This window comes from Streptomyces sp. NPDC031426, assembly GCF_055581585.1.
Window position 1 is genome coordinate 15,844 of sequence record NZ_JBVIJE010000021.1, and the last position, 25,382, is coordinate 41,225.

Sequence of the window (25,382 nt, forward strand, 5' to 3'; positions counted from 1 at the left end):
AGTCGGACATCAGGGGTTGCCGTCAGAGGCCCGCCATGGGGTTCTTCAGCGTGCCCACCAGCTGGAACGCGCCGGAGGGATCGGTGAGGTCCACCATCTGCCGGTTGTTGCGCAGCTGGAGCCGGTTCAGGCAGGACAGCGCGAACTTTGGGGCGAAGAGGTCGTACCGGCGGAACTTGTCGGCAAGCTCCGGCCGCGCGTCCTGGTACTCACGGGTGACCTCGGCGACCGTGCGCCAGAAGGCGTCCTCCGCCAGGATCCCCTCGGCGGCGAGGTGCGCGGCGAGGAAGCGGAAGAAGCAGTCGAAGACGTCCGTGAAGATCGACAGGAGCTTCTTGTCCTCGGGCACGTCGACGCGGATGCGCGCGACCTGCGGCGGCAGCACGGCGTCCGGGTCCATCACCGCGATCTCCTCGGCGATGTCCTTGTAGACCGCCCGCCGCACCACCCCGTCCTTCAGCACCAGGATCACGTTCTCGCCGTGCGGCATGAACACCAGGTCATAGGCGTAGAAGCTGTGCAGGAGCGGGGTGTAGTAGGCGCGGAGGTAGAGCCGCAGCCATTCCGTCGGCGTGCGGCCCGACCGTTCGATCAGCGCGCCCGCGAAGGAGGCGCCGGTGTGGTCCACGTGCAGCAGGGAGGCCATGGTCGCGAGCGACTCGCCGTCCTCAAGTGAGGGCACCGGGCTCTCCCGCCACAGCGCGGCCAGCATCTTGCGGTACGGCGAGTAGCGGTCGGTGGCCTGCTCGTACTCCACGTGCCGGTAGCCGACGGCCGCCCGCTCCCGGATGATCGTGAGGCCCGTCGACTTCAGCACGGGGTCGTTCTCGATCAGCTGGGCCAGCCAGTCGTTGATCGCCGGTGTGGCATCCATGTAGGCGGCGGACAGCCCGCGCATGAAGCCCATGTTGAGGACGGACAGGGCCGTCTTCACATAGTGCTTCTCCGGGTGGGAGGTGTTGAAGAAGGTCCGGATGGATTGCTGGGCCAGGTACTCGTCGTCGCCCTCGCCGAGGCAGACCAGGTGCCGGCGGGCCACCTCGGCCGCGAAGGTGACGGAGAGCTTGTTCCACCACTGCCAGGGGTGGACCGGGATGAGGAGGTAGTCGGCGGGGTCCAGGCCCTGGCCGGTGAGTGTGGCGCGGAAGCGGGTCAGCGTGGGCTCGCCCAGCTCCTCCCGCAGGAACGACTCGTACTCGATCCCGGCACCCGCCGTGAACGCGGCCCGCGAGCGGTGCGCGGCCAGCCACACCAGCCGGACGGGGCTCGCCGCCTCCGGGGCGTACGACAGGTACTCGTGGACGCCGAACCCGAGCCGCCCGTTGTTCGCCACGAAGCAGGGGTGGCCCTCGGTCATCCCGGTCTCGACGGCCTGGAAGCCGCTGCCCGCCAGCTCCGCCGAGGTGATGCGGGGCTTGGTGAGCTTGAAGCAGGTGCCGGAGACGGTGGAGGAGATCTCCTCCAGGTAGACCGGCAGGATCTCGTCGCTCAGGCCCAGGGACTCCTTCAGCTCGATGAAGAAGTCCAGAGCGGCGAGTGGGAGCTCGGCGCCGTCGCGGTGGCGGGTGATCGAGTCGGCGTCGATCTGCCAGTGGTCGAGGGCGCGGCGGGTGGCGGTGAAGCGGTAGCGGGTCAGGCCGTCGTCGCTGCTGACGACGTACCGTCCGCCGTCGAGGGCCTCCGGCATGATCAGGCGCTCGTGCGCGAACTCCGCGAGCGCCTTGCGTATGAGCAGACGGTTGGCGGTCGCCCAGCGCTCGGGGGAGAGGTGGGCCACGGCGTCGGCGAGGGTCATGCCGTCGCCCCCGTCGCGGCGGCGAACTGCTTGCGTGTGCAGAAGCTCAGCAGCGCCTTCTTCTCCGGCTTCTGGATCTCCCGCTCGGCCACGAAACCGACGGCCGCGTTCAGGGCATGCACGGCCTTGTTGCGTACATCCGGTTCGACCACGATCCGCTGCACCGCGGGGTCCTCGAAGAGGTGGGCAAGCACCGCCGTGATGACGGACCTGGTGAAGCCGTGGACGGGTGTGCCGGTCGCCGGGGTGAGGAAGTGCATGCCGATGTCACCGGGCCGTGCCTCGTACAGGCCGGCCAGTTCCCGGCGTGCCGGGTCGTACTTCTCCATCAGGAACACGGGCTCCCCGGCGCGCAGCCCGAGCAGCGCGTGATGGTGCTCGTCCGCCGCGATCTCCATGTAGGCCCGCTCGACGTCCTCCAGCTTCGCGTCCCGCATCATCCAGAAGGAGGCCTTGGGATGGGTGACCCAGGAGTGCAGGAGTTCGCCGTCCTTCAACGGGTCGACGGCACGGAAGGTGAAAGTCATACGGCGAACTCCTGGAAGGCGATCGTCTTCTCGACCGGGTAGTACTCGGTGCCGAGCAGCTCGCGGACGATGTACGCGTTGCGGTACGCGCCCAAGCCCAGGTCGGGGCTGGTGATGCTGTGGGTGTGGACGCCCGCGTTCTGCAGGAAGACGCCGCGGCCGGTGACGTCGGTGGCGTAGTTGCGGGCGACGTCGAAGCGGCCGTGGCCGTCGAAGCGCAGGCGGTCGCGGATGGGGGCGAGGAAGGCCGGGGGCTCGTAGTGGTAGCCGGTGGCCAGCAGCAGGCCCTCGGTGCGGATCTCGAAGTCCTTGTCCTGCTCGTCCTGGTGGAAGCCGAGGGTGTAGCCGCCGTCGTCATAACTGGCTTGTGTGAGGCTGGAGTTGGTGAGGAGGCGGGTGGGGACCGGGCGGTCGCCGCTCTCGACGTCCTTCTGGTAGAGCAGATCGAAGATCGCGTCGATCAGATCCGAGTTGATGCCCTTGAACAGGCCCTTCTGCTGCTTCTCCAGCCGGTAGCGGGTCTCCTCGGGCAGCGCCCGGAAGTAGTCGATGTAGTCCGGGGAGGTCATCTCCAGGGTCAGCTTGGTGTACTCCAGCGGGAAGAACCGCGGGGAGCGGGTGACCCAGTTGAGCTGGTAGCCGTGGACGTCGATCTCGGCGAGCAGCTCGTGGTAGATCTCGGCCGCGCTCTGGCCGCTGCCGACGATCGTGATGGACTTCTTCGCCTGCAGCTCCGCCTTGCGGCGCATGTACTGGGAGGAGTGCAGGAAGTCGCCGGCCAGCCCCCGGCAGGCCTGCGGGACGTAGGGGGTCGTCCCCGTGCCCAGGACCAGGTGCCGGGCGCGGAACGTTTCGCCGGTCTGCGTGCGGACGACGTACAGCTCGTCCTCGTACGTCACCTCGGTGACCGTCGTGCCGAAGCGGACGCTGCCGAGCTTGTTCGCCGCCCAGCGGCAGTAGTCGTCGTACTCGACCCGCAGCGGATAGAACGACTCGCGGATGTAGAACGAGTACAGCCTTCCCTTCTCCTTCAGATAGTTGAGGAAGGAGTACGGCGAGGTCGGGTCGGCGAGGGTCACCAGGTCCGACATGAACGGGGTCTGGAGATGGGCGCCGTCCAGGAACATCCCGGCGTGCCACTCGAAGTCCGGCTTGGAGTCGAGGAAGATCCCGTTCAGGCCGGCGATGGGTTCGGTGAGGCAGGCGAGGCCGAGGTTGAAGGGGCCGAGCCCGATCCCCACGAAGTCGTGGGCCGGGCCGGCTTCAGGACGCGCGGTCAAGGGACTCTCCCAGGTACTGCTCGGCGTGGCCGGCGATCAGGTCGAGGACGGCGGCGATGTCGGCCGCCCGTGTCTCGGGGTTGAGCAGGGTGAACTTCAGGTAGTGACGGCCGCCGACCCTGGTGCCCGCGACCACGGCGTCACCGGAGGCGAACAGGGCCTTGCGGGCGTAGAGGTTGGCGCGGTCGATCTCGGCCGGGTCGGTGACGGCCGCCGGGATGTAGCGGAAGACCAGGGTGGAGAGGGCCGGCTCGACCACGACGTGGTAGCGCGGGTCGGCGGCCAGCAGCCGCCAGCCCTCCGCCGCCAGGTCGCAGACCTCGTCGAAGAGCCGCCCGATGCCCTCCGCGCCCATCACCCGCAGCGTCAGCCACAGCTTGAGGGCGTCGAAACGCCGGGTCGTCTGCAGGGACTTGTCCACCTGGTTGGGGATGCGTTCGTGCACCATGCGGCGCGGGTTGAGGTACTCCGCGTGGTAGGTGGCGTGGCGCAGGGTGGCCGCGTCCCGGACCAGCACGGCGGACGAACTCACCGGCTGGAAGAAGGACTTGTGGTAGTCGACCGTGACGGAGTCGGCGCGTTCGATGCCCGCGAGACGGTCCCGGTGCTTGAGCGAGGCGAGCAGCCCGCAGCCGTAGGCCGCGTCGACGTGCAGCCACACGCCGTACTGGGCGCACAGCTCGGCGATCTCCGGGAGCGGGTCGATGGAGCCGAAGTCGGTGGTGCCGGCGGTGGCGACGACGGCCATGGGGACGAGGCCGTCCCGGCGGCAGCGCTCCAGTTCATGGGCGAGGGCGACGGTCCGCAGCCGCTTGTCGCGGTCGACGGGGACGGGGACGATCGCCTCCTGGCCCAGCCCGAGGAGTTTGGCGGACTTCTGCACGCTGAAGTGGCTGACCTCGGAGGCGAGGATCCGCAGTTTCGCGAGCGAGTCGGTCTTGGCCTCCTCCCTCGCCAGCAGCAGCGCCTGGAGGTTGGACTGGGTGCCGCCGGAGGTGAACACACCGTCGGCGGCGGGGCCGAGGCCGATCCGGGCGGCCGTCCAGTCGATGAGCCTGCGCTCGATGAGGGTGCCGCCGGCCGACTGGTCCCAGGTGTCGAGGGAGGAGTTGACCGCGCAGAGCACGGCCTCGCCGAGTACCGCGGGGATGACGACCGGGCAGTTGAGGTGGGCGAGGTAGCGGGGGTGGTGGAAGTAGACCGCGTCACGGAGGTAGACCTCCTCCAGCTCGTCCAGGGCGGCGGTGGTGGTGCCGAGCGGGCGGTCCAGGTCGATGGCGTCGATCAGGGGGGAGAGGGCGTCGACGGTGACGCCGGTGAACGGACGGTCGGTGGTGGCGAGTTTGGCCGCCACCCGCTCGACTCCTTCGGTCACGGAGCTGCGGTAGTGCTCCGCGGTGAGGCCATTGAGCAGGTGCGAGCGCATGCGGGGGTCCTCCGTGGGGACAGTCCGTGCGGGTTCGAAGGGGAACCGCTTTGACTTAGGTTAGCCTAACCTAAGTCTTCTGGATCAAGGCGCGCTGGAGCTACTCCGCGGCCCGCAGTTCTTCCTCGGTCATCCCCTGCCGCCAGTACCCGACGAAGGTCACCCGTCGCCGGTCGACCCCGCGCTCGCCGACGAAGTGCCGCCGCAGCGCCTTGACCCGCCCCGACTCACCGGCGATCCACACGTACGGCCGCTCGGCGGCGGGCAGTTGAGCGGTTCGTACGGCGTCGACGGCCATGGGGGAGACGTCATGCCGTACGAGCCACGTGATCTCAGCGTCCGCCTCCGTGCGCACGTCCTGGATGTCACCGGCCTGCGGCACCTCCAGCCAGGCCCGGACGCGGGTGCCGGCCGGGAGGGCTTCGAGGATGGCGGTCGCGGCCGGTACGGCGGTCTCGTCGCCCCACAGGACGACCAGGTCGGTGTCCTCGGGCGGGCGGAAGCGGATGGCGCGGTTGTCGGCGATCGCCGGGCCGAGCAGCAGCACCCGGTCGCCGGGAGTGGCCCGGGAGGCCCAGCGGGAGGCGGGGCCCGCGGGGGTGTGCAGGGCGAAGTCGATGTCGATCTCGTCGGGGTCGCGGCGCAGGCACCGGAGCGTGTACGAACGCAGCACGGCCCGTACGTCGTCGGGCAGTTCCCGCCAGGCCTGCCACCAGCCGTCCCCCAGGTCCAGGGGTACGACGGGCTTCGGCTGACCCGGGTGCGGGAGGAACAGCGAGAGGGACTGGTCGCGCCCGTCGGAGTGGAACGCGTGCAGATCGGTCCCGCCCAAGGTGACGCGAACGAGCGACGGCCCCAGCCGCCTCGTCCGTACGACCTGCAGGGAGAAGAATCGGAACGGGGCGGCTACGGCCGTCGTCATAAGGGCTCCTGAAATAGCGTCAGGTCGGTCAGCTGACCTTCTTGGCCTTCTCCAAGGCCTCCGCCAGACTCGTCAGCAGCGGCACGCACTTGTCGTACGACAGAATCGGCTCGGGAGACCGGGCGATGACCTGCCCGGCCTTCACTGCGGGCAGCTGCTTCCATGTCGGCTTGGTGATGTCGGACGGCTGGAGCGCCGACGAGCGGTCGTCCATCATGATGATGTCGGCCTTGTACTTGTCGACGTTCTCCCAGCTCAGCGACTCGTACCAGCCGCCGCCCTGCTTCTTGGCGCTCTCCGGCGGCTCGACGAAGTTCACGCCGAGGGCCTTGAAGTACTCCAGGTCGATGGAGAGGTTGCTGCCGGAGACGTAGAACAGCTGGTCGCTGGCGCTGCCGGCCATCACCTTGATGTGGGGCTTGGCCTTGGCGGCGGCGCGCAGCCGGGCGGCCGCGGCCTCGAACCGCTTCCTGGCGTCGGTCACCTTCGCGGCCTTCATGTCCGCGCCCAGCGACTCGGCCAGGTCCCACATGCGCTGCAGCGGCCGGGTGAGCCGGCGGTCGTAGACGGAGATGCCGATGCCGGGGGCCAGTTGGGCGATCTTCTTCTTCGACTCCTCGGGGACGTACCAGAGGGTGCCCGCGTCGTCGAACATCGTCGTGATCAGCACGTCCGGCGCGAGCGAGGCGTACTTCTCGATGTTGAACTGGCCCCAGGTGTTGCCGAGGACCGTCACCTTGCTGACGTCCATGTCGCCGGCCTGGACATCGGCCTTGCCGTCCTTGGTCGTCGTCGGACCGAAGACGCCCTTGACCTGGATGCCGTAGTCGTGGAGCGCGGCGCCGACGCCGGTGAAGGCGACGATGTCCGCGGGGACCTTGTCGAGCTTCACGGTCGTACCGCGGTCGTCCTCGAAGCTCCAGGGGCCGGACTTGCCGGACTGTGCCCCTGCGCCGGAGCCACCGTCTTTCCCCTTCTCGTCCCCGCAGGCAGCGAGCACGGCGCCGAGTCCGAGGGCGCCGCCCGCGGCGAGCAGGCCGCGGCGAGTGAGGTGGGAGGCACGGGCATGGGGCATGGGCATGACTGCTTTCGAACGGGGCGGAACGCCCGCCGGACAAGTTCGAAGGTAGGTTAGCCTAACCTTGCTTGATGTCGAGAGGGTGTCGGCCTGGCCGGGCTGGCGGGCCTGGCGGTGACGCCGGCGGGCTCGCGCTCGCGGCCCTGCTCTCGGCCGCCCTGACCCTGCCACCGGCACACAGGGGGTTCGCTCTGCTGTACCGGCGGCTGGGTCCGGCGCGCGGGCGTTCGCAGGTGACCGCCCGCTGCTGTCCGTGACGGGGCCGTCGGCCGTTCACCGGCCCAGCAGCAGGGCCGTCAGCGACTCCACGTAGGCCTCGCGCTTCGCTCCCGACGGGACCAAATCCGGGTCGGTTCGCAGTAGTTGGAGGAACCCTAGGTAGGCCGCATAGCCGGAGAGCGAGGTTCGTACGGCCTCGGGTTCACTGAGCCCGCACTCCACGAACAGGCCGTGCAGGATCGACAGCCGCCTCCGGCCGGCCTCGGCCAGCACGGCGCGTACCTCGGCACAGTCCACATCCGCCTGCAGAGCCACCTCCAGCCCGTGCCACGGTTGCCCGGCGCGCCGTTCGCCGAGCGGCTCAACCGTGGCCGGGGCTGTGTCCCGTGCGGCGAAGACGGTGCCGAGCAGGGCCCGGAGCCGGTCCTCGGGAGAGGGAAGGCCGGCCAGCGACCGGGCGACACCCTCCGTGGTTTCGCGCAGCCAGTGCTCCAGGGCCGCGGTGACCACGGCGTCGCGGTTGGCGAAGTACCAGTAGAAGCTGCCCTTGGTGGCGCCGAGTTCGGCGGCGAGCGACTCGACCCTGACCGCTCGTACGCCGCCGCGGGTCATCACGGCGAGCGCGGCCAGGAGCCAGTCCTCGGCGGTGAATCGGGCTTTCTCGGTGCGGGCCATGCTCCATACGCTAGCGTATGGAGCATGGACGCCACCCTGGAAGTGCCGCTCCCCGCCGACTCGGCCCTCGCCGCGCAACTGCCGCGTGTGGACTACCAGGACGCCTTTGCCGTCGGCCTCCCACCGGGCAGCAGCACCAATCCGGAGGAGTGGGCTCGGCGGCTCTTCAGTGACCTGCCCCCATGGGTCCGGCGGCTGATGAGGCTGCGCGACGCGCTCGTCCGCCCGTTCGGTCTGCGCCGCGGCGACCACCGCGCATCGATGCCATTCCCGTGTCTGCTGGCGACCGAGCGCGAGGTGATCATCGGTGTGGACGACCGCCACCTCGACTTCCGCGGTTCGGTCCACACCGATGGCGCCACTCTCACCCTGGCCACCGTGGTCCACTTTCACAACGCCTTGGGCCGGCTCTACTTTCGGCCGGTGCGCCCGTTCCACCGCCGCATCGTCCGCGCCGCACTGCGCCGCGCCCTCGTCTGATGCGGCGAGAGCGGAGCCATCTCAGCTCGACAGCCCCAACTCCCTTGCGATCAGCATCCGCTGGACCTCGCTGGTGCCCTCGCCGATCTCCAGGATCTTGGAGTCGCGCCACATGCGGGCCACCGGGTACTCGTTCATGAAGCCGTAGCCGCCGTGGATCTGGGTGGCGTCCCGGGCGTTGTCGACGGCGACGGTGGAGGAGTACAGCTTGGCCAGGGCCGCCTCCTTCTTGAAGGGCTCGCCCGCGACCAGCCGGGAGGCCGCGTCACGCCAGGCCAGGCGGGCCGTGTGGGCCTTCATCTCCATGTCGGCGATCTTGAACTGGATGGCCTGGTTGGCGCCGATCGGCCGGCCGAAGGCCTGGCGCTCCTTGGCGTACTTCACCGACTCGTCCACACAGCCCTGGGCCAGGCCGGTCGCGAGCGCGGCGATGGCGATCCGGCCCTCGTCCAGGATGCGCAGGAACTGGGCGTAGCCGCGGCCCTCCTCGCCGAGCAGGTTGGCGGCGGGGACCCGGACATCGGCGAACGACAGCTCGCGGGTGTCGGAGGCGTTCCAGCCGACCTTCGAGTAGGGCGCCGCCACCGTGAAGCCCGGGGTGCCGGACGGGACGATGATCGCCGAGATCTGCGGCTTGCCGTCCGGCTTGCGGCCGGTCACGGCGGTCACCGTCACCAGGCCCGTGATGTCCGTGCCCGAGTTGGTGATGAAGCACTTGGTGCCGTTGATCACCCATTCGTTCGTGTCCGGGTCCAGGCGGGCCGTGGTGCGGGTCGCCCCGGCGTCGCTGCCGCCGTCCGGCTCGGTCAGGCCGAAGGCGCCCAGGATCTCGCCCGAGCACAGGCGGGGCAGCCACTCGCGCTTCTGCTCCTCCGTGCCGAACAGGTGGAGGGGCATGGCGCCGAGCGAGACCCCGGCCTCCAGGGTGATCGCCACGGACGAGTCGACCCGGGCCAGTTCCTCCAGGGCGATGCCGAGCGCCAGATAGTCGCCGCCCATGCCGCCGTACTCCTCCGGGAACGGCAGCCCGAACAGGCCCATGCGGCCCATCTCGCGGACGATCTCGTACGGGAACTCGTGCCGCTCGTAGAAGTCGCCGATCTTCGGCGCCACGACGTCGTGCGCGAACTCCTCCACCGTACGGCGGAGTTCCTCCAGCTCGGGGCTGAGACGGTGGTCCATGCTGATCACTGGTCCTTGTGGGAGAGAGCGCGGACGGTACGGGACGGGCTGGGCCGGTCCAGATGGGCGGCCATCCACACGCTCGTGGCGGTCAGACGGCCGAGGTCGACCCCGGTCTCGATGCCGAGTCCGTGCAGCATCCAGACGAGGTCCTCGGTGGCCAGGTTGCCGGTGGCGGACTTCGCGTACGGGCAGCCGCCGAGCCCGCCGGCCGAGGCGTCCACGGTGGTGACGCCGTGCTGGAGGGCCGCCAGGGTGTTGGCGAGCGCCTGGCCGTAGGTGTCGTGGAAGTGCACGCCGATCATGTTCGTCGGCACGCCCTTCTCGTTGAGCAGGGAGAGCAGTTCGAGCACATGGCCGGGGGTGGCGACGCCGATCGTGTCGCCCAGGCTCAGCTCGTCGCAGCCCATGTCCCGCAGGGCCGTGCAGACGCGGGCCACCTGGTGCAGCGGGACGGCGCCCTCCCACGGGTCGCCGAAGCACATGGACACATAGCCGCGCACATGCACGCCCCGGTCCTTGGCCTGCCGCACCACCGGCTCGAACACGGCCAGCGACTCGTCCAGCGTGCGGTTGAGGTTGGCCTTCGCGAAGGACTCGGTGGCGCTGGCGAACACGGCGATCCGGTCGGCGCCGAGCGCCAGCGCCCGGTCCAGGCCGCGCTGGTTGGGCACCAGCACCGGCAGCTCGACCCCTTCGAGCCCGCCGAGCAGCGGGAACAGCTGCTCGGCATCGGCCAGTTGGGGCACCCACTTGGGGTGCACGAAGCTCGTCGCCTCGATCGTCGTCAGGCCCGCGTCGGCGAGCCGGCGGATGAAATCCGCCTTGATCTCGGTCGGCACGGTCCGCTTCTCGTTCTGCAGCCCGTCACGCGCGCCGACCTCGTGGATCCGCACCCGCGCGGGCAGGTCCGAGGCCGGTACGACCATGGGCAGTTGCTCGGCCGTCAATCAAGCCACCTCCTCGTGCGGTGCGATCACAGCCAGCACCTGGTCCATCGCGACCGTCGTGCCCGGGGTCACGTCCAGCTCGGCGACCGTGCCGGCGTGCGGTGCGGAGATGACGTGCTCCATCTTCATCGCCTCCACCACCAGCAGGCTCTGCCCGGCGGCCACCTCGTCACCGACGGCCACCTTGACCACGGTCACCGTGCCCGGCATGGGCGCGGTGAGGGAGTCGGCACCCGCGTGCGCGGACCGGCTGAGGGACGCGGCCACCGGGTCGTGGTCCCGCACCTGCCAGGCGTCGCCGTCGCGGCCGACCCACTCACCGGCCCGGTGGAAGGTGTGCCGGACGCCGTCGAGGGTGACGGAGACCGTGGCGCCGGCGACGGCCGAGGTGCCGCGCGGGGTGTACGTCACCGGGTCGTGCACCCGGAGGTGGAAGGCGGGCGGTTTCGGGGTGCCGCCGAGCCGCCAGCCGCTCGGCACCGAGAAGGGGTCGACCCAGCCGTCCGTGCGGGGCTCCAGCGCCTTCGCGCGTACGGCCGCGGCCGCCTCGTACACCTCCTCCGGCACGTCCGTGGTGACCAGCTCGTCCACCACGCGCTCCACCAGCCCGGTGTCCAGGTCCCCCGTCACGACCGCCGGATGGGCCAGCAGCCGCCGCAGGAAGCCCGCGTTGGTCTGCACGCCCAGCGTGACCGTCTCCGCCAGGGCCGCCCGCAGCTTCCGCAGCGCGGTCTCCCGGTCGGGGCCGTGGGCGATCACCTTGGACAGCATCGGGTCGTACAGGCTGCCCACCTCGGTGCCCTCGCTGAGCCCGGAGTCGGTGCGGACGCCGTCGCCCTGCGGCTCGTTCAGCAGCAGGACGGTGCCGCCGGAGGGCAGGAAGCCGCGCGCGGGGTCTTCCGCGCAGATCCGGGCCTCGACCGCGTGCCCGGTCAGCGTCACCTCGTCCTGTGTGAAGCCCAGCTTCTCCCCGGCCGCGACCCGCAGCTGCCACTCCACCAGGTCCAGGCCGGTGATCAGCTCGGTGACCGGGTGCTCCACCTGGAGGCGGGTGTTCATCTCCATGAAGTAGTACGAGGACGGGTCCCCGCCCGGCACGATGAACTCCACCGTGCCCGCGCCCCGGTACCCGCAGCTGCGGGCCGCCTGTACGGCCGCCTCGCCCATCGACGCACGCGTCCGCTCGTCCAGCAGGACCGAGGGCGCCTCCTCGATGATCTTCTGGTGGCGCCGTTGCAGCGAGCACTCGCGCTCGCCGAGGTGGACGACGTTCCCGTGCCCGTCGGCCAGCACCTGGATCTCGATGTGCCGGGGCCGGTCGACCCACCGCTCCACCAGCAGGGTGTCGTCGCCGAAGGAGGCGCGGGCCTCGCGGCGGGCGGCGGCGATCTCCTCCTCCAGCACGGTCATGTCCCGCACCAGCCGCATGCCCTTGCCGCCACCGCCGGCGGAGGGCTTGAGCAGCACGGGCGCGCCCAGCGCGTGGGCCGCCTCGGCCAGTTCGGGGTCACGGCCACCCGGCACCACCGGCACCCCGGCCGCCTGCACCGTCTCCTTGGCGCGGATCTTGTCGCCCATGAGCGCGATCGCGTCCGCCGGCGGACCGATGAAGACCAGCCCCGCCTCCTCGCAGGCACGCGCGAAGCCCGCGTTCTCGGCGAGGAAGCCGTACCCGGGGTGGACGGCCTGCGCGCCGGTGCGGGCGGCGGCGTCCAGCAGGCGGTCGACGGACAGATAACTCTCGGCCGCCGGCGCGGGCCCGATCCGTACCGCCGTGTCGGCCTCCCGGACATGCCGCGCGTCGGCGTCGGCGTCGGAGAAGACCGCCACCGAGCGCACGCCCAGCGAGCGGAGCGTACGGATGACGCGTACGGCGATCTCGCCCCGGTTGGCGACCAGCACTGTGTCGAACACGGTTCCCCTCCTCACATCCGGAAGACGCCGAACTGGGGGTCTCCCAGAGGCGCGTTGGCGCAGGCCGTCAGGGCGAGTCCCAGCACCTGACGGGTCTCCAGCGGGTCGATCACGCCGTCGTCCCAGAGGCGGGCGGTGGCGTAGTAGGCGTTGCCCTGGCGCTCGTACTGCGCGCGGATCGGCGCCTTGAAGGCCTCCTCGTCCTCGGCGGCCCAGGCCTCTCCCCGGGCCTCCAGCTGGTCGCGCTTGACCGTGGCGAGGACGCTGGCGGCCTGCTCGCCGCCCATCACGGAGATCTTGGCGTTGGGCCACATCCACAGGAAGCGGGGGGAGTAGGCCCGGCCGCACATCGAGTAGTTGCCCGCGCCGTACGACCCGCCGACCACCACCGTCAGCTTCGGCACGCGCGTGCACGCCACCGCCGTCACCATCTTGGCGCCGTGCTTGGCGATTCCGCCCGCCTCGTAGTCCCTGCCGACCATGAACCCGGAGATGTTCTGCAGGAACACCAGCGGGATCCCGCGCTGGTCGCACAGCTCGATGAAGTGCGCGCCCTTCTGGGCGGACTCGGAGAAGAGGATGCCGTTGTTGGCGACGATCCCGACCGGGTGGCCGTGGATCTGCGCGAAACCGGTGACGAGGGTCTGCCCGAACTCGCTCTTGAACTCGGCGAAACGGGAGCCGTCGGTGATACGGGCGATGATCTCGCGTACGTCGTAGGGGGTACGGGAGTCGACCGGGACGGCGCCGTACAGCCCGTACGGGTCCACCTTGGGCTCTGCCGCCGGCCGGACCTCCCAGGGCAGGGTCTGCCGGGCCGGGAGCGTGGCGACGATGTTCCGCACGATCCTGAGGGCGTGCGCGTCGTCCTCGGCGAGGTGGTCGGTGACCCCGGAGATCCGGGAGTGCACCTCGCCGCCGCCCAGCTCCTCCGCCGTGACGACCTCGCCGGTGGCGGCCTTCACCAGGGGCGGCCCGCCGAGGAAGATCGTCCCCTGATTGCGGACGATCACGGCCTCGTCGCTCATGGCCGGGACGTAGGCGCCACCGGCCGTGCAGGAGCCGAGCACGGCCGCGATCTGCGGGATCCCGGCGCCGGACATCCGGGCCTGGTTGTAGAAGATCCGCCCGAAGTGGTCCCGGTCCGGGAACACCTCGTCCTGCATCGGCAGGAAGGCACCGCCCGAGTCCACGAGGTAGACGCAGGGCAGGCGGTTGTCGAGGGCGATCTCCTGGGCGCGCAGGTGCTTCTTCACGGTCATCGGGTAGTACGTCCCACCCTTCACCGTGGCGTCATTGGCGACGATCACACACTCGCGCCCGCTGACCCGCCCGATCCCGGCGATCACCCCGGCGGCCGGGGCCTGCCCGTCGTACATCCCGTCGGCCGCGAGGGGCGCCAGCTCCAGGAACGGCGACCCCGCATCGAGCAGCGTGTCCACCCTGTCCCTCGGCAGCAGCTTGCCCCGCGCGGTGTGCCGGGCGCGTGCCTTCTCGCCGCCGCCGAGGGCCGCCGCGGCCAGCTTGCCGCGCAGCTCCTCGACGAGTGCGAGATGAGCCTGTTCATTGGCCCGCCAGGCCTCCGACGCGGGATCTGCCGCGGTCGTCAGCTCCGGTGCCTCGTGCATCCTGCGGTCCCCTCACCCGGTGATCGAACCCGTGATCCGCTGTTAATGAGCGTTAACCATTTCCTTCAGGTTAACGACCGCTAACCTCGCTGTCTAGAATTGCCTGCATGGTCACCAGAACCGACGCCCCGACCCGCCGCCAGCAGATCCTCAAGGAGGCCGCCCGGCTCTTCGCCGAGCGCGGTTTCCACGGCGTCGGCGTCGACGAGATAGGCGCCGCGGTGGGCATCAGCGGCCCCGGCCTGTACCGGCACTTCCCGGGCAAGGACGCGATGCTCGCCGAGCTGCTGGTCGGCATCAGCGGCCAGCTGCTGACGGGCGCCAAGCGCCGCCTGGCTGAGGCCGACGGGGACAGCCGGCCCACGGCGGTCCTGGACTCCCTCATCGAGGGCCACATCGACTTCGCCCTGGACGACCGTCCCCTCATCACCCTGCACGACCGCGAGCTGGACCGCCTCCGCGACAGCGACCGCAAGCTGGTGCGCCAGCTCCAGCGGCAGTACGTCGAGCTGTGGGTGGAGGTGGTCCGCGAGGTCTACCCGGGGCTGTCCGAGCCGTCGGCCCGCTCGGCCGTTCACTCGGTCTTCGGCCTGCTGAACTCCACCCCGCACCTGGGCCGCGCGGGCACGCTCCCTGGCCGGGGGGCCACGGCGGCCCTGCTGCACCGGATGGCGCGGGGGGCGTTCGCGGCGGCGGGGGAGGGGTGACGCGGCAGCCTGCGGCTGCTCACTACCCTCCGGGCGTGGAGTACGCGAAGGTGCGCGCGATCGCCGAGGAGCTGGATGCCTGGTCCGAGCGACTCGAAGGATCCTGGAGTGTCGAGATCGGACCGTCCGGTCCGCTGCCGGCCATGAGATGGCCGTCGCTGCGCCGACACGGTCTGCTGCGCCGCGTTCGCGACCAGCTCGACCAGCAGGTCCGGGCCACTCATCCGGGGCTGCGTCTGCGTGAACGGCCCTGAGATCGAGTATCCGGCGATGGGCCGTATGCGTCGGCCGGACGTCGTCGTGATCCCCGAGGCCCTCCTGGACGAGGAGGGGTTCGCCGTCGACGCGGCGCAGGTGCTCGCGGTGGTCGAGGTTCTCTCGCCGAACCCGCATCCCGGCTTCGGTGAGAAGCTCGATGACTACCCGGCCATGGGGATCGCCCACTACATGATCGTCGACCCGTGCACCGGCACCGTCGAGGTCCACTCCGACCCGGTCAAGGGCCGTTACGCCCACACGGAGCCGTACATCTTCGGGGACTCGGTTGCGTTCGGCCCCTGGAGGGTGAAGACCTCCGAGTTCCGCCGGTACGGGAAGGGCGACTGACCGGGGCCGTGGCCAAGGTCACCCTGGACGCGTCGTCGTACTCGCCGGTATCTTCGAGTCTGAGCAAGCGCTTAGACAGGTACCTGGAGGTGGGCGGCGTGCGCCGTACGGTGTTCAACGAGGATCACGAGGCGTTCCGGGAGACCCTGCGCGCCTTCATCGAGGCCGAGGTCGTGCCGGTCTACGACGAGTGGTTCGCCGCCGGCCAGGCGCCGCGGGACTTCTACTACAAGCTCGGTGAGCTGGGCATCTTCGGCATCAACGTGCCCGAGGAGTTCGGCGGCGCGGGTCTGGACAGCCACAAGTTCGAGGCCGTCCTGTACGAGGAGACCGCGCGCGCGGGCGTCCAGTTCGGCGGTTCCGGTGTGCACGTGCTGCTCGCCCTGCCGTACATCAAGATGCTCGCCACCGACGAGCAGAAGAAGCGCTACCTGCCGAAGTTCGTCACCGGCGAGGAGATGTGGGCCATCGCGATGACGGAGCCGGGCACCGGCTCCGACCTCGCGGGCATGAAGTCCACCGCCAAGCTCTCCGAGGACGGCACGCACTACATCCTCAATGGCGCGAAGACCTTCATCACCGGCGGCGTCCACGCCGACCGCGTGATCGTGTGCGCCCGCACCTCCGCGCCCACCGCCGAGGACCGCCGCCACGGCATCTCCCTGTTCGCCGTGGACACCAAGTCCGAGGGCTACTCCGTCGGCCGCAAGCTCGACAAGCTGGGCCTGAAGACCTCCGACACCGCCGAGTTGGCCTTCGTCGATGTCAAGGTGCCGGTCGAGGACCTCCTCGGCGAGGAGAACAAGGGCTTCTACTACCTCGGCCACAACCTCGCCTCCGAGCGCTGGGGCATCGCCTTCGGCGCCTACGCGCAGGCCAAGGCCGCCGTCCGGTTCGCCAAGCAGTACGTCCAGGAGCGCACCGTCTTCGGCAAGCCGGTCGCCCACTTCCAGAACACCAAGTTCGAGCTGGCCGCCTGCCAGGCCGAGGTCGACGCCGCCGAGGCCGTCGCCGACCGCGCGACGGAGGCCCTGGACGCCGGCGAGCTGACCCCCGCCGAGGCCGCCTCCGCCAAGCTGTTCTGTACCGAGGTCGCCCACCGCGTGATCGACCGCTGCCTCCAACTGCACGGCGGCTACGGCTACATGAACGAGTACCCGATCGCCCGCCTGTACGCGGACAACCGTGTCAACCGCATCTACGGCGGCACCAGCGAGATCATGAAGACGATCATCGCGAAGGACATGGGCCTGTAAGGCGGACCTGTCGTCGCCGCAATCACTGGCCTGTACAACTAGATGCCATGAGCCAGGCACTCCAGGATCTCCTCGATCTGCTCGACCTTGAGCAGATCGAGGAGAACATATTCCGCGGCCAGTCCCGCTCCGCCGTCGTACCCCGCGTCTTCGGCGGGCAGGTCGCGGCGCAGGCGCTGGTCGCCGCGGGGCGTACGGTCCCCGCGGACCGCCCCGCCCACTCGCTCCACGCCTACTTCCTGCGCCCGGGCGACCCCGGCGCGCCGATCGTCTACACCGTGGACCGCATCCGCGACGGCCGGTCCTTCACCACCCGTCGCGTGGTCGCCGTCCAGCACGGGAAGCCGATCTTCCACCTGTCCGCGTCCTTCCAGGTGCAGGAGGAGGGTCTGGAGCACCAGGCGCCCATGCCCGCCTCGCCCGACCCGGCGACCCTGCCCACCTCGCAGGAGCGGCTGCGCGGCTACGGCCACCTCGCCCCCGAGGTCGTCGAGAAGTTCATCGAAGCCCGCGAGGCGATCGACCTCAGGTACGTGGAGGAGCCGCCGTACGGGCAGTTCGGCGCGCCGCGCGAGCCCCACTCGCAGGTGTGGTTCCGTACCAACGGCAAGCTGGACTCTGCTTTTGACGAACCGTTGCTGCACGTCGTCCTCGCCACCTACGTCTCCGACATGACCCTCCTCGACTCCGTGCTGCTCGCGCACGGCAGGGGCGGCTGGGCGGTCGGGGACGTCGTGGGCGCCTCCCTGGACCACGCCATGTGGTTCCACCGCCCCTTCCGCGCCGACGACTGGCTGCTCTACGACCAGGAGTCGCCCTCCGCGCACGGCGGCCGCGGCCTCGGCCAGGCGCGTATCTACACACAGGACGGACAGCTCGCCATCACCGTCATCCAGGAGGGTGTGGTCCGCGTCCCGCGTGACTGAAGTTGCCTCGAGGTGCCGAGTGACGGGTGCGGTACTAATCTCTATGAGTGACAGCCGCAGCACATGGCGTAACCGGCCGACGGCTTCCGGATTCCCGGAAGGGCAGACGTCGGCGGCGACGGCCACACAGTGAATCCGCTGCGGTGACACCTGAAGAGCGCGCCGTGCCTTCACCGATCAGTGAGCACGGCGCCGGCCATCCACACCGCGTCTTCCCCACGGAGGCACGGGAGATGATGGAGACAGAAGGGTAACTTCCCATGCGAGCACAGCGCGTGAAGCGGTATGTCGTCATGTCCACTGCAGGCTTCCTGCTGGCGGGCGGAGCCGCGATCGGCACGGCGGGCACCGCCTCGGCGGCCCCCGCACAGCACAGCCTCACTGTCCACAGCCGGGTCGTCGACTGCGGTTGCGGCGGTTGGCACCACCGCCACCACCGCCACGGCCGTGGCGGCTGGGGCTGGGGCGGCGGTTGGGGCCGGGGTAACTGGGGCTGGGGTAACTGGGGTGGCGGCAACTGGGGCTGGGGCAACTGGGGTGGCGGCAACTGGGGTGGGGGCGGCTGGGGGTGGGGCGGCGGCGGGCGGTAACTGACCCGCGGCGCCCATCGCGCCACACTGTGCGGCTCCGCTCGCGGGGCCGCACAGTGCCGTGCCGGGAGCGCGGGAGGTCAGGAAAGTCCCGCCTCCGCCAGCAGGTACGCCGTCAGTGGGTCGTAGTAACGGGGGCTGACGACATGGTCGTCCAGCGGTACGACGACCTGGAGGGTGCCCTCGGACTCGGCGAGGAACAGCGCCGGGTCGTTGCAGTCCGCGTATCCCATCGAGTCCAGGCCGTGCTGCCCCGCGTACCCGGCCCACCCGTGGTCGGCGACGACCAGGTCCGGCAGCGGGCGTCCCTCGCGCTCAAGTCCGGTCAGAATGGCCCGCATCGGCTCCCCGGAGTGGGTGTGCCACAGCGTCGCCCCGTGCTCCAGCACCGCCACGTCCGCGAACTGCATGACGTACCCCTCGTCCGTCTGCAGCCCGTCCGGGATGACCACGATCTCGCAGCCGGCGGCGCGCAGCGCGGCGGCCGTGGCCCGGTGCACGTCCAGCAGCCCGCCCGGATGCCCGGTGGCGAACAGCACCCGCTGGCGCCCCTCGGCCGCCTTGCGCAGCCGCGCCGCCATCCGCTCCAGCGCGTCCACGGTCAGCTCGGGGTCGATCGTGTCCTGCCCGTACCGGTACTCGGGATCGTCGTTGACGCCGACCCGCTCGGCCATCACCGCGAGCACGTCCTGCTCGTCCGTCCAGCGGTCGCCCAGCTCCAGGCCGAGCCAGAAGTTACGGACACCGTTGGCGAGCTGACGGTAGTGGGAGAGGTTGTTCTCGCGGGGTGTGGCGACGTCCCCCGCGATACGGGTCCTCACCAGGTGGTCGACGAGCTGGGCGCGGCTGGGTGTCCCGGGTATCGGCATGCCTCCATTGTGCGGCAGCGCTCCTCCCCGTCGCCGCCCCGCACCCGTCGTGATCGTCCCCTATCCGATCTCGGGGCCGACTGGCTCGTACTTTCGTTCACTTGAGCTCAGGGAGCAGACATGCGTGCCGCCGCCCGGCACCCCGGGCTTTCGAGCAAAGGGAATTGTCAGCCGCGCCGCAGCGCGAACCACAACTCCATGCGGACGTCCGGGTCGTCCAGGTCGGTGTCCAGCAGGGCGGCGCAGCGGGCGATGCGCTGCCGCACGGTGTTGCGGTGCACCTCCAGCGCCACCGCCGTGCGGTCCCAACTGCCGTGCAGTGCCAGCCAGTTGCGCAGGGTCTCGGCGAGCTCGGGCCGGCCGGCGAGCGGGGCGAGCAGCGCCCGGGCGTGCGCCTCGGCGTCCGCCCGCGGCACCAGATCCTCAAGGCCCGGCCGGGCGCCGTGCCGGACCAGCGGAGCGCGGGTGGCCCGGGCCCGCGCGAGCGCACGCCCCGCCTGAGCGTCGGCCGCCGCCCACTCCCGCGGGTCCACGGCCGCGCTCACCCCGATCGTCCACCCCTGCTGCGGCTCCGGCACCCGCCCGCCCGGCACCAGCACCCGTACGACATCCCGCCCGAGATCGACCAGCGGCGACCCCAGTGCGGCCCCGAGCGCGGACGCGGCGACGGCATCGGGCACCTGGGTCTCCGGCCGGGCGTGCACGACCAGCCACTTTCCCGCGCCGAGCAGCGGGGCCACCTCCTCGGGCGGGGAGCCGAGCAGCAGCCGTACGAGAGCGGAGGAACGCCCGGCACCGGCGCCGCTGTGGTGCTCACCGGTCAGCAGGGACAGCAGTACGGCGGCGACGGAGGCGATGGTGTGATCGCCGGGGTCGCGCCGGGCGGTGGCCACCCCCAGCACGAACCCCTCCCCGGCACCGAGGGCGTAGACGGCCAGGTGGGTGTCGCCGACGGTGTCGGTGGCGGAGGTGGCCCTGGGCGCCGTACGCCCGGTGGGCCGCACCACGCCCGACAGCTCCGCGAGCGCCCCCCGCACCCCCTCCGCCGGTCTCCGGCCCGCCGCCGCGATCTCGTTGCCGTCGGGGCCGTACAGCAGCGCGTGCCCGGTCAGTCGCTGGGCCAGCTGGCGCAGTACCGAGGGGACCGGATCGGGGCGGGAGGCCGCCGCGGCGAGGCTCTGCTGGGCCTCCGTGACCCGGCGGAGTTCGGCCAGCCGGGCCTGGGCCATCAGCTGCCACACCGCGCGGGCCACCCCGGAGAAGGTGGTCCGCGGCGGCACCTCCAGGAGGGGCAGGCCGTAGTGGTCGCACGCCGCGACCAGCGCGCGCGGGACCGTGTCGTGCACCGGGGCCAGGCCGAAGCCGAGGGCCGCGCCGCCCGCCGCGACGATCCGGGAGACGTAGTCGTCGAAGTAGGTGCCCGAACCGGCCGCCTCCGGGATGTGCACCCCGGCCGTGAGCAGCAGCTCGCCGCCCAGCAGATACGGGTACGGGTCGGCCATCTCCGAGGTGTGCGCCCAGTGGATCACGATCGACGGACCGGACGGGCCCGCGATCTGGCGCAGGGCGAGATCCTCACGGGCCAGCAGGGCGGAGAGCGGTACCGGTGGGGTCGGCGGGACGGCCGGGGTCACCGGGGCAGTCGTTTCCGACATGGTGTGCGTTCCCTCCATCCGACCGCGTCCATATGGATGGAACGTACACTTCGCAGTCGCTTTCCGGCCACCTAGTGTCAAGGCAGACCGGCAGCCGCGGGTACGGGCGGATGTCCCCGCGATCTGTTGCCGGCTCGTCCCCACCGCATCTGCACGACACGCCACCGGAATGTGCGCGAAGGAGGGCCCCATGGCCGTCGACTACACAGTGATCGTCGTCTATCTCGCCGGCATGCTGGCGATGGGCTGGTGGGGCATGCGCCGCGCCAAATCGAAGAGCGAGTTCCTGGTGGCGGGCCGCCGCCTGGGTCCTGCCATGTACTCCGGCACCATGGCGGCGATCGTCCTCGGCGGCGCCTCCACCATCGGTGGCGTGGGCCTCGGCTACCAGTACGGCCTCTCCGGCGCGTGGATGGTCTTCACCATCGGCCTCGGCCTGCTCGCCCTGTCCGTGTTCTTCTCCGCCCGCATCGCCCGCCTGAAGGTCTACACCGTCTCCGAGATGCTGGACCTGCGCTACGGCGGACGGGCCGGCGTCATCTCCGGCGTGGTCATGTGGGCGTACACCCTCATGCTGGCCGTCACCTCGACCATCGCCTACGCCACGATCTTCGACGTCCTGTTCGACATGAACCGGACCGTTGCGATCATCCTCGGCGGCTCGATCGTCGTCGCCTACTCCACCCTCGGCGGCATGTGGTCCATCACGCTGACCGACATGGTCCAGTTCGTGGTGAAGACCATCGGCGTGCTGCTCCTGCTCCTGCCGATCGCGGTCGTCAAGGCGGGCGGCTTCTCCGAGATGAAGGCCAAGCTGCCGACCTCGTACTTCGACCCGCTGGGCATCGGCGGCCAGACGATCTTCACCTATGTCCTGATCTACACGTTCGGCATGCTGATCGGCCAGGACATATGGCAGCGCGTGTTCACTGCCCGCAGCGACCGGACCGCCAAGTGGGGCGGCACGGTGGCCGGAACCTACTGTCTGGCCTACGCCCTCGCCGGCGCGGTGATCGGCACGGCCGCCAAGGTGCTCTACCCCAAGCTCGGCAGCCCCGACGACGCCTTCGCCACCATCGTCAAGGACGAACTCCCCGTCGGCGTGCGCGGCCTGGTCCTGGCCGCCGCCCTCGCCGCCGTCATGTCCACCTCCTCCGGCGCCCTGATCGCCTGCGCCACGGTCGCCAACAACGACATCTGGTCGCGGCTGAAGGGCGCCGTACGGCGGGACGGCGAGGAACACGACGAGGTCAAGGGCAACCGCGCCTTCATCCTGATCATGGGTGTGGCGGTGATCGGCACCGCGATCGCGCTGAACAACGTGGTCGAGGCGCTGACCGTCGCCTACAACCTCCTCGTCGGCGGCCTGCTCGTACCGATCCTCGGCGGCCTGCTGTGGAAGCGCGGCACGGTGCAGGGCGCGCTGGCTTCCGTGATCGTCGGCGGCCTCGCGGTCATCGGCCTGATGGCGGGCTACGGCATCCTGGCCAACGAGCCCGTCTACTACGGCCTGCTCGCCTCCCTCGCCGCCTACCTCCTCGTCTCCCTGGCGACGAAGCCCACCGACGAGACGGTTCTCGCCACCTGGCGCGAGCGCCTCGCCGGCCGTACCCCCGAACTCGCGTCCGAACCGGTCCCGGCTCACCAGTAGAGTCATAGGGAAAGCAGTACATGCGCGACGAAGCGCAAGAAAGAAGGCATTTGACCATGAGCAGGAACGAGACGCCCCGCGGCCCCGTCGACTCCTCCCGCATCCCGCGGTACGCCGGCCCCGCCACCTTCGCCCGGCTGCCCCGCCTGGACGAGGTCGGCACCGCCGACGTCGCCGTGGTGGGCGTGCCGTTCGACTCCGGCGTCTCGTACCGGCCGGGCGCCCGCTTCGGCGGCAACGCCATCCGCGAGGCGTCCCGGCTGCTGCGCCCGTACAACCCCGCGCAGGACGCGTCCCCCTTCGCCCTGGCCCAGGTCGCCGACGGCGGCGACATCGCCGTGAACCCGTTCAACATCAACGAGGCCGTCGAGACGATCGAGGCCGCGGCGGACGAGCTGCTCGGCACCGGCGCCCGCCTGATGACCCTGGGCGGCGACCACACCATCGCCCTGCCCCTGCTGAGGTCCGTGGCGAAGAAGCACGGCCCGGTCGCCCTGCTGCACTTCGACGCCCACCTGGACACCTGGGACACCTACTTCGGCGCCGAGTACACCCACGGCACCCCGTTCCGCCGCGCGGTGGAGGAGGGCATCCTCGACACCTCCGCCCTCTCCCACGTCGGCACCCGCGGCCCGCTGTACGGCAAGCAGGACCTCACCGACGACGAGAAGATGGGCTTCGGCATCGTCACGTCCGCCGACATCTACCGCCGGGGCGCCGACGAGGTGGCCGACCAGCTGCGCCAGCGTATCGGCGACCGCCCGCTGTACATCTCCATCGACATCGACTGCCTGGACCCGGCCCACGCGCCCGGCACCGGTACGCCGGAGGCGGGCGGCATGACCTCCCGTGAGCTGCTGGAGATCCTGCGCGGCCTGGCGTCCTGCAACCTCGTCTCGGCGGACGTGGTCGAGGTGGCGCCGGCGTACGACCACGCGGAGATCACGTCGGTCGCGGCCTCGCACACGGCCTACGAACTGACCACCATCATGAGCCGCCAGATCGCGGCGGCCCGCACCGCCTGATTCTCGTTAGGGGACCGAGAGCAGTGACTCACGACCACGACCTGGTACTCCGCCCGACCGATCAGCAGACGGCGGCCGCGCTGAACCCCCCGCCCGGCCGCAACGGCGGAGACCTGGTCGTGGAGACGCTGGCCGGGCTCGGCGCGACGACGGTCTTCGGCCTGCCCGGCCAGCACGCGCTGGGCATGTTCGACGCTCTACGGCGTTCTTCCCTGACCTATGTCGGTCTGCGGGTGGAGAACAACGCGGGCTTCGCGGCGGACGCGTACGGCCGGATCACGGGCGAGGCGGCACCACTGCTGCTGTCGACGGGGCCGGGCGCGCTGACGTCGCTGGCCGCGCTTCAGGAGGCGGCGGCCGCCTCGGCTCCCGTGCTGGCGATCAGCAGCCAGATCCCGACGGCCGGCCTGGGCGGCGGCCGCCACGGCTACCTCCACGAACTTCCCGACCAGGCTGCCTCGTTCCGCGGTGTGGTCAAGTCCGTCCACACGGTCCGCACCCAGTCCCAGGTCCCGTCCGCGATCGCGGCGGCCTGGAAGTCGGCACTGACGGCACCGCACGGCCCGGTGTGGGTGGAGATCCCGCAGGACGTGCTGCTCGCGCCGACCGCCCTGCCGGTGGTGACGGCCCCGGACGCGACGCCTCAGGACCTGGTCCCGCGCCCCGAACTGACGGCGGTGGCGGCCGACTTGCTGTCGCGGGCCGAGCGCCCGGCGATCATCGCGGGCGGTGGGGTCGTACGGTCGGACGCGTCGGGAAAGCTGAGGGGGCTGGCCGAGAAGCTTCAGGCGCCGGTGGTGACGACGTTCGGCGGCAAGGGCGCGTTCCCGTGGGAGCACCCGCTGTCGATGCAGTCCTGGCTGGAGGACCGGCACACGACGGACTTCCTGGAGGACGCGGACGTTCTGCTGGTGGTCGGCTCGGGTCTGGGCGAACTCTCCTCGAACTACCACACGTTCAAGCCTCGCGGCCGAGTGATCCAGATCGAGGCCGACCTCGGCAAGCTGGAGTCCAACCACCCGGCCCTCGGCATCCACGCGGACGCCCGACTTGCCTTGCAGGCCCTGCTGGAGACGGTTCAGGAGCGGACGGACGAGTCGGCGCCGGTGCGGGTGCGGGAGCTGCTGCGCCGAGTCGGTGAGCGCATCGCGTCTCAGGAACTCACCCTGGAGCAGGAGGTGTTGGGCTCCGTTCGCCGGGCCCTGCCCGCAGGCTCCCCGTCCTTCTGGGACATGACGATCCTGGCGTACTGGGCGTGGTCGGCCTTCGACCCCCGGGGCACGAACCTCATGCACTCCGCGCAGGGCGCCGGCGGCCTCGGCTACGGCTTCCCGGCGGCACTGGGGGCGGCGGCGGCGGACCCGACGCGCCCGGTCCTTGCCGTCTCGGGCGACGGCGGAGCCCTGTACTCCATCGCCGAGCTGGCGACGGCCAGGCAGTACGACCTCCCCGTCACCTGGCTGATCGTCGACGACGGCGGCTACGGCATCCTGCGCGAGTACATGACGGACACCTTCGGCCAGGCGACGGCGACGGAACTGACCCGCCCGGACTACGTGGCCCTGGCGGAGTCCTTCGGCGTGCCCGGGGTCCGCACGACCCCGGACACCCTGGAAGAGGACCTGGCGAAGGCGCTGGCGGCCCCGGGCCCCTCAGTGGTCGTCCTCCCGGCGGTGCTGCGAATGTTCGCACCGACGCACCTGGGCCAGTGAGCGCGCGGCGCCGCCCGGGCTCGTCCGTCACTGACGAAGACCTGCCCGAAGGGACACCGCCTGGTCGGAGTTCTCCCAGACGAGTACCCCAGGCCCGTCGGGCGTGCGCGGCAGGCGGAGAAGGAGTACTTCTGGCGACACCCGCTTGCCGAGCAGGTACGGGACGCCGTGATTGGCAGGCTTGTGCCAGGGGCGTCAGGTGAAAGTGCAGGTGACCGAGCGGCTGGGGTGGAACGGATCTGCCAATCGTCGCCGTTGGCGTCGACGGCGCAGCGCGCCAAAGGTCGTCGAGGCCCTTGGCGCGCTGGG

At 70.7% G+C, this 25,382-nt stretch carries 23 protein-coding genes; 10 read left to right on the top strand and 13 right to left on the bottom strand.

All coding sequences use genetic code 11. The features are described 5' to 3' along the window. Nucleotides 1-22: 22 nt before the first annotated feature. The 7 genes from ACZ5NH_RS32660 to ACZ5NH_RS32690 form a co-directional block, all read right to left on the bottom strand. Nucleotides 23-1,795: an IucA/IucC family protein gene (locus ACZ5NH_RS32660; RefSeq protein WP_468780387.1), complete on the bottom strand. Its 1,773-nt coding sequence runs from the start codon at nt 1,793-1,795 to the stop codon at nt 23-25. Then, entirely contained in the window at nt 1,792-2,322 is a 531-nt protein-coding gene (locus tag ACZ5NH_RS32665; RefSeq protein WP_468780389.1) for a GNAT family N-acetyltransferase, read from the bottom strand. The genes ACZ5NH_RS32660 and ACZ5NH_RS32665 overlap by 4 nt, the downstream gene beginning before the upstream one ends. Then, complete coding sequence (locus tag ACZ5NH_RS32670; protein ID WP_468780391.1) at nt 2,319-3,602, bottom strand: lysine N(6)-hydroxylase/L-ornithine N(5)-oxygenase family protein; 1,284 nt, start codon at nt 3,600-3,602, stop codon at nt 2,319-2,321. The genes ACZ5NH_RS32665 and ACZ5NH_RS32670 overlap by 4 nt, the downstream gene beginning before the upstream one ends. Next, nucleotides 3,586-5,028, bottom strand: a complete 1,443-nt coding sequence (gene desA / locus ACZ5NH_RS32675; RefSeq protein WP_468780393.1) for a lysine decarboxylase DesA — start codon at nt 5,026-5,028, stop codon at nt 3,586-3,588. Before desA ends, ACZ5NH_RS32670 begins: the two co-directional genes overlap by 17 nt. Nucleotides 5,029-5,128: 100 nt before the next feature. Further along, a complete protein-coding gene (locus tag ACZ5NH_RS32680; RefSeq protein ID WP_468780395.1) occupies nt 5,129-5,950 on the bottom strand; it encodes a siderophore-interacting protein in 822 nt (273 codons plus the stop codon). Between the two features lie 28 nt (nt 5,951-5,978). Further along, nucleotides 5,979-7,025, bottom strand: a complete 1,047-nt coding sequence (locus ACZ5NH_RS32685) for an ABC transporter substrate-binding protein (protein WP_468780396.1) — start codon at nt 7,023-7,025, stop codon at nt 5,979-5,981. 276 nt (nt 7,026-7,301) lie between these two features. Then, nucleotides 7,302-7,922 carry a TetR/AcrR family transcriptional regulator gene (locus tag ACZ5NH_RS32690; RefSeq protein ID WP_468780398.1) on the bottom strand — a complete coding sequence of 207 codons (621 nt, stop codon included), beginning with the start codon at nt 7,920-7,922 and terminating at the stop codon, nt 7,302-7,304. Between the two features lie 24 nt (nt 7,923-7,946). On the opposite strand from ACZ5NH_RS32690, the gene ACZ5NH_RS32695 reads away from it, so the two are divergent. Continuing rightward, nucleotides 7,947-8,402 (top strand): DUF2867 domain-containing protein, encoded by a 456-nt coding sequence (locus ACZ5NH_RS32695; RefSeq protein WP_468780400.1) that lies wholly within the window; start codon nt 7,947-7,949, stop codon nt 8,400-8,402. A gap of 21 nt (nt 8,403-8,423) precedes the next feature. Here ACZ5NH_RS32695 and ACZ5NH_RS32700 read toward each other — a convergent pair whose 3' ends face one another. Genes ACZ5NH_RS32700 through ACZ5NH_RS32715 form a run of 4 tightly spaced genes read right to left on the bottom strand, consistent with a single transcriptional unit; the run spans nt 8,424 to nt 14,076 of the window. After that, nucleotides 8,424-9,584 carry an acyl-CoA dehydrogenase family protein gene (locus ACZ5NH_RS32700; protein WP_468780402.1) on the bottom strand — a complete coding sequence of 387 codons (1,161 nt, stop codon included), beginning with the start codon at nt 9,582-9,584 and terminating at the stop codon, nt 8,424-8,426. A 5-nt stretch (nt 9,585-9,589) separates the two neighbouring features. Next, nucleotides 9,590-10,513: a hydroxymethylglutaryl-CoA lyase gene (locus ACZ5NH_RS32705; RefSeq protein WP_468780569.1), complete on the bottom strand. Its 924-nt coding sequence runs from the start codon at nt 10,511-10,513 to the stop codon at nt 9,590-9,592. Between the two features lie 21 nt (nt 10,514-10,534). Further along, nucleotides 10,535-12,448 (bottom strand): acetyl/propionyl/methylcrotonyl-CoA carboxylase subunit alpha, encoded by a 1,914-nt coding sequence (locus tag ACZ5NH_RS32710; protein ID WP_468780404.1) that lies wholly within the window; start codon nt 12,446-12,448, stop codon nt 10,535-10,537. Nucleotides 12,449-12,459: 11 nt separating this feature from the next. Then, nucleotides 12,460-14,076, bottom strand: a complete 1,617-nt coding sequence (locus ACZ5NH_RS32715) for a carboxyl transferase domain-containing protein (protein WP_468780406.1) — start codon at nt 14,074-14,076, stop codon at nt 12,460-12,462. A gap of 107 nt (nt 14,077-14,183) precedes the next feature. Here ACZ5NH_RS32715 and ACZ5NH_RS32720 point away from each other — a divergent pair, with 107 nt between their 5' ends. From ACZ5NH_RS32720 to ACZ5NH_RS32745, 6 genes are all read left to right on the top strand, one after another. After that, nucleotides 14,184-14,783 carry an SACE_7040 family transcriptional regulator gene (locus ACZ5NH_RS32720; protein ID WP_388627601.1) on the top strand — a complete coding sequence of 200 codons (600 nt, stop codon included), beginning with the start codon at nt 14,184-14,186 and terminating at the stop codon, nt 14,781-14,783. A 35-nt stretch (nt 14,784-14,818) separates the two neighbouring features. Continuing rightward, nucleotides 14,819-15,037, top strand: coding sequence for a hypothetical protein (locus ACZ5NH_RS32725; protein ID WP_468780408.1), 219 nt, complete (start codon nt 14,819-14,821; stop codon nt 15,035-15,037). A gap of 16 nt (nt 15,038-15,053) precedes the next feature. Then, entirely contained in the window at nt 15,054-15,389 is a 336-nt protein-coding gene (locus ACZ5NH_RS32730) for a Uma2 family endonuclease (RefSeq protein WP_468780410.1), read from the top strand. A 98-nt stretch (nt 15,390-15,487) separates the two neighbouring features. Next, the gene (locus ACZ5NH_RS32735) at nt 15,488-16,645 is read left to right on the top strand and encodes an acyl-CoA dehydrogenase family protein (RefSeq protein WP_388627604.1); all 1,158 of its coding nucleotides are present in this window, start codon (nt 15,488-15,490) and stop codon (nt 16,643-16,645) included. 47 nt (nt 16,646-16,692) lie between these two features. Continuing rightward, nucleotides 16,693-17,571 (top strand): acyl-CoA thioesterase, encoded by an 879-nt coding sequence (locus tag ACZ5NH_RS32740; RefSeq protein ID WP_388627606.1) that lies wholly within the window; start codon nt 16,693-16,695, stop codon nt 17,569-17,571. Between the two features lie 260 nt (nt 17,572-17,831). After that, nucleotides 17,832-18,161, top strand: a complete 330-nt coding sequence (locus ACZ5NH_RS32745; protein ID WP_468780413.1) for a hypothetical protein — start codon at nt 17,832-17,834, stop codon at nt 18,159-18,161. Nucleotides 18,162-18,241: 80 nt separating this feature from the next. On the opposite strand, the gene ACZ5NH_RS32750 is transcribed toward ACZ5NH_RS32745, so the two are convergent. Then, nucleotides 18,242-19,030, bottom strand: coding sequence for a phosphatase (locus tag ACZ5NH_RS32750; RefSeq protein ID WP_451003737.1), 789 nt, complete (start codon nt 19,028-19,030; stop codon nt 18,242-18,244). Nucleotides 19,031-19,197: 167 nt separating this feature from the next. Continuing rightward, on the bottom strand, nt 19,198-20,703 hold the full coding sequence (locus ACZ5NH_RS32755; protein ID WP_468780415.1) for a PucR family transcriptional regulator ligand-binding domain-containing protein: 1,506 nt from the start codon (nt 20,701-20,703) through the stop codon (nt 19,198-19,200). Between the two features lie 172 nt (nt 20,704-20,875). On the opposite strand from ACZ5NH_RS32755, the gene ACZ5NH_RS32760 reads away from it, so the two are divergent. The 3 genes from ACZ5NH_RS32760 to ACZ5NH_RS32770 are packed head-to-tail and all read left to right on the top strand — an operon-like array spanning nt 20,876 to nt 25,073. Beyond that, nucleotides 20,876-22,336 carry a sodium:solute symporter family protein gene (locus ACZ5NH_RS32760; RefSeq protein WP_388627614.1) on the top strand — a complete coding sequence of 487 codons (1,461 nt, stop codon included), beginning with the start codon at nt 20,876-20,878 and terminating at the stop codon, nt 22,334-22,336. 56 nt (nt 22,337-22,392) lie between these two features. Next, the gene (gene speB / locus ACZ5NH_RS32765) at nt 22,393-23,361 is read left to right on the top strand and encodes an agmatinase (protein WP_468780417.1); all 969 of its coding nucleotides are present in this window, start codon (nt 22,393-22,395) and stop codon (nt 23,359-23,361) included. 23 nt (nt 23,362-23,384) lie between these two features. Then, nucleotides 23,385-25,073: a thiamine pyrophosphate-binding protein gene (locus ACZ5NH_RS32770; protein ID WP_468780419.1), complete on the top strand. Its 1,689-nt coding sequence runs from the start codon at nt 23,385-23,387 to the stop codon at nt 25,071-25,073. Nucleotides 25,074-25,382 lie beyond the last annotated feature (309 nt).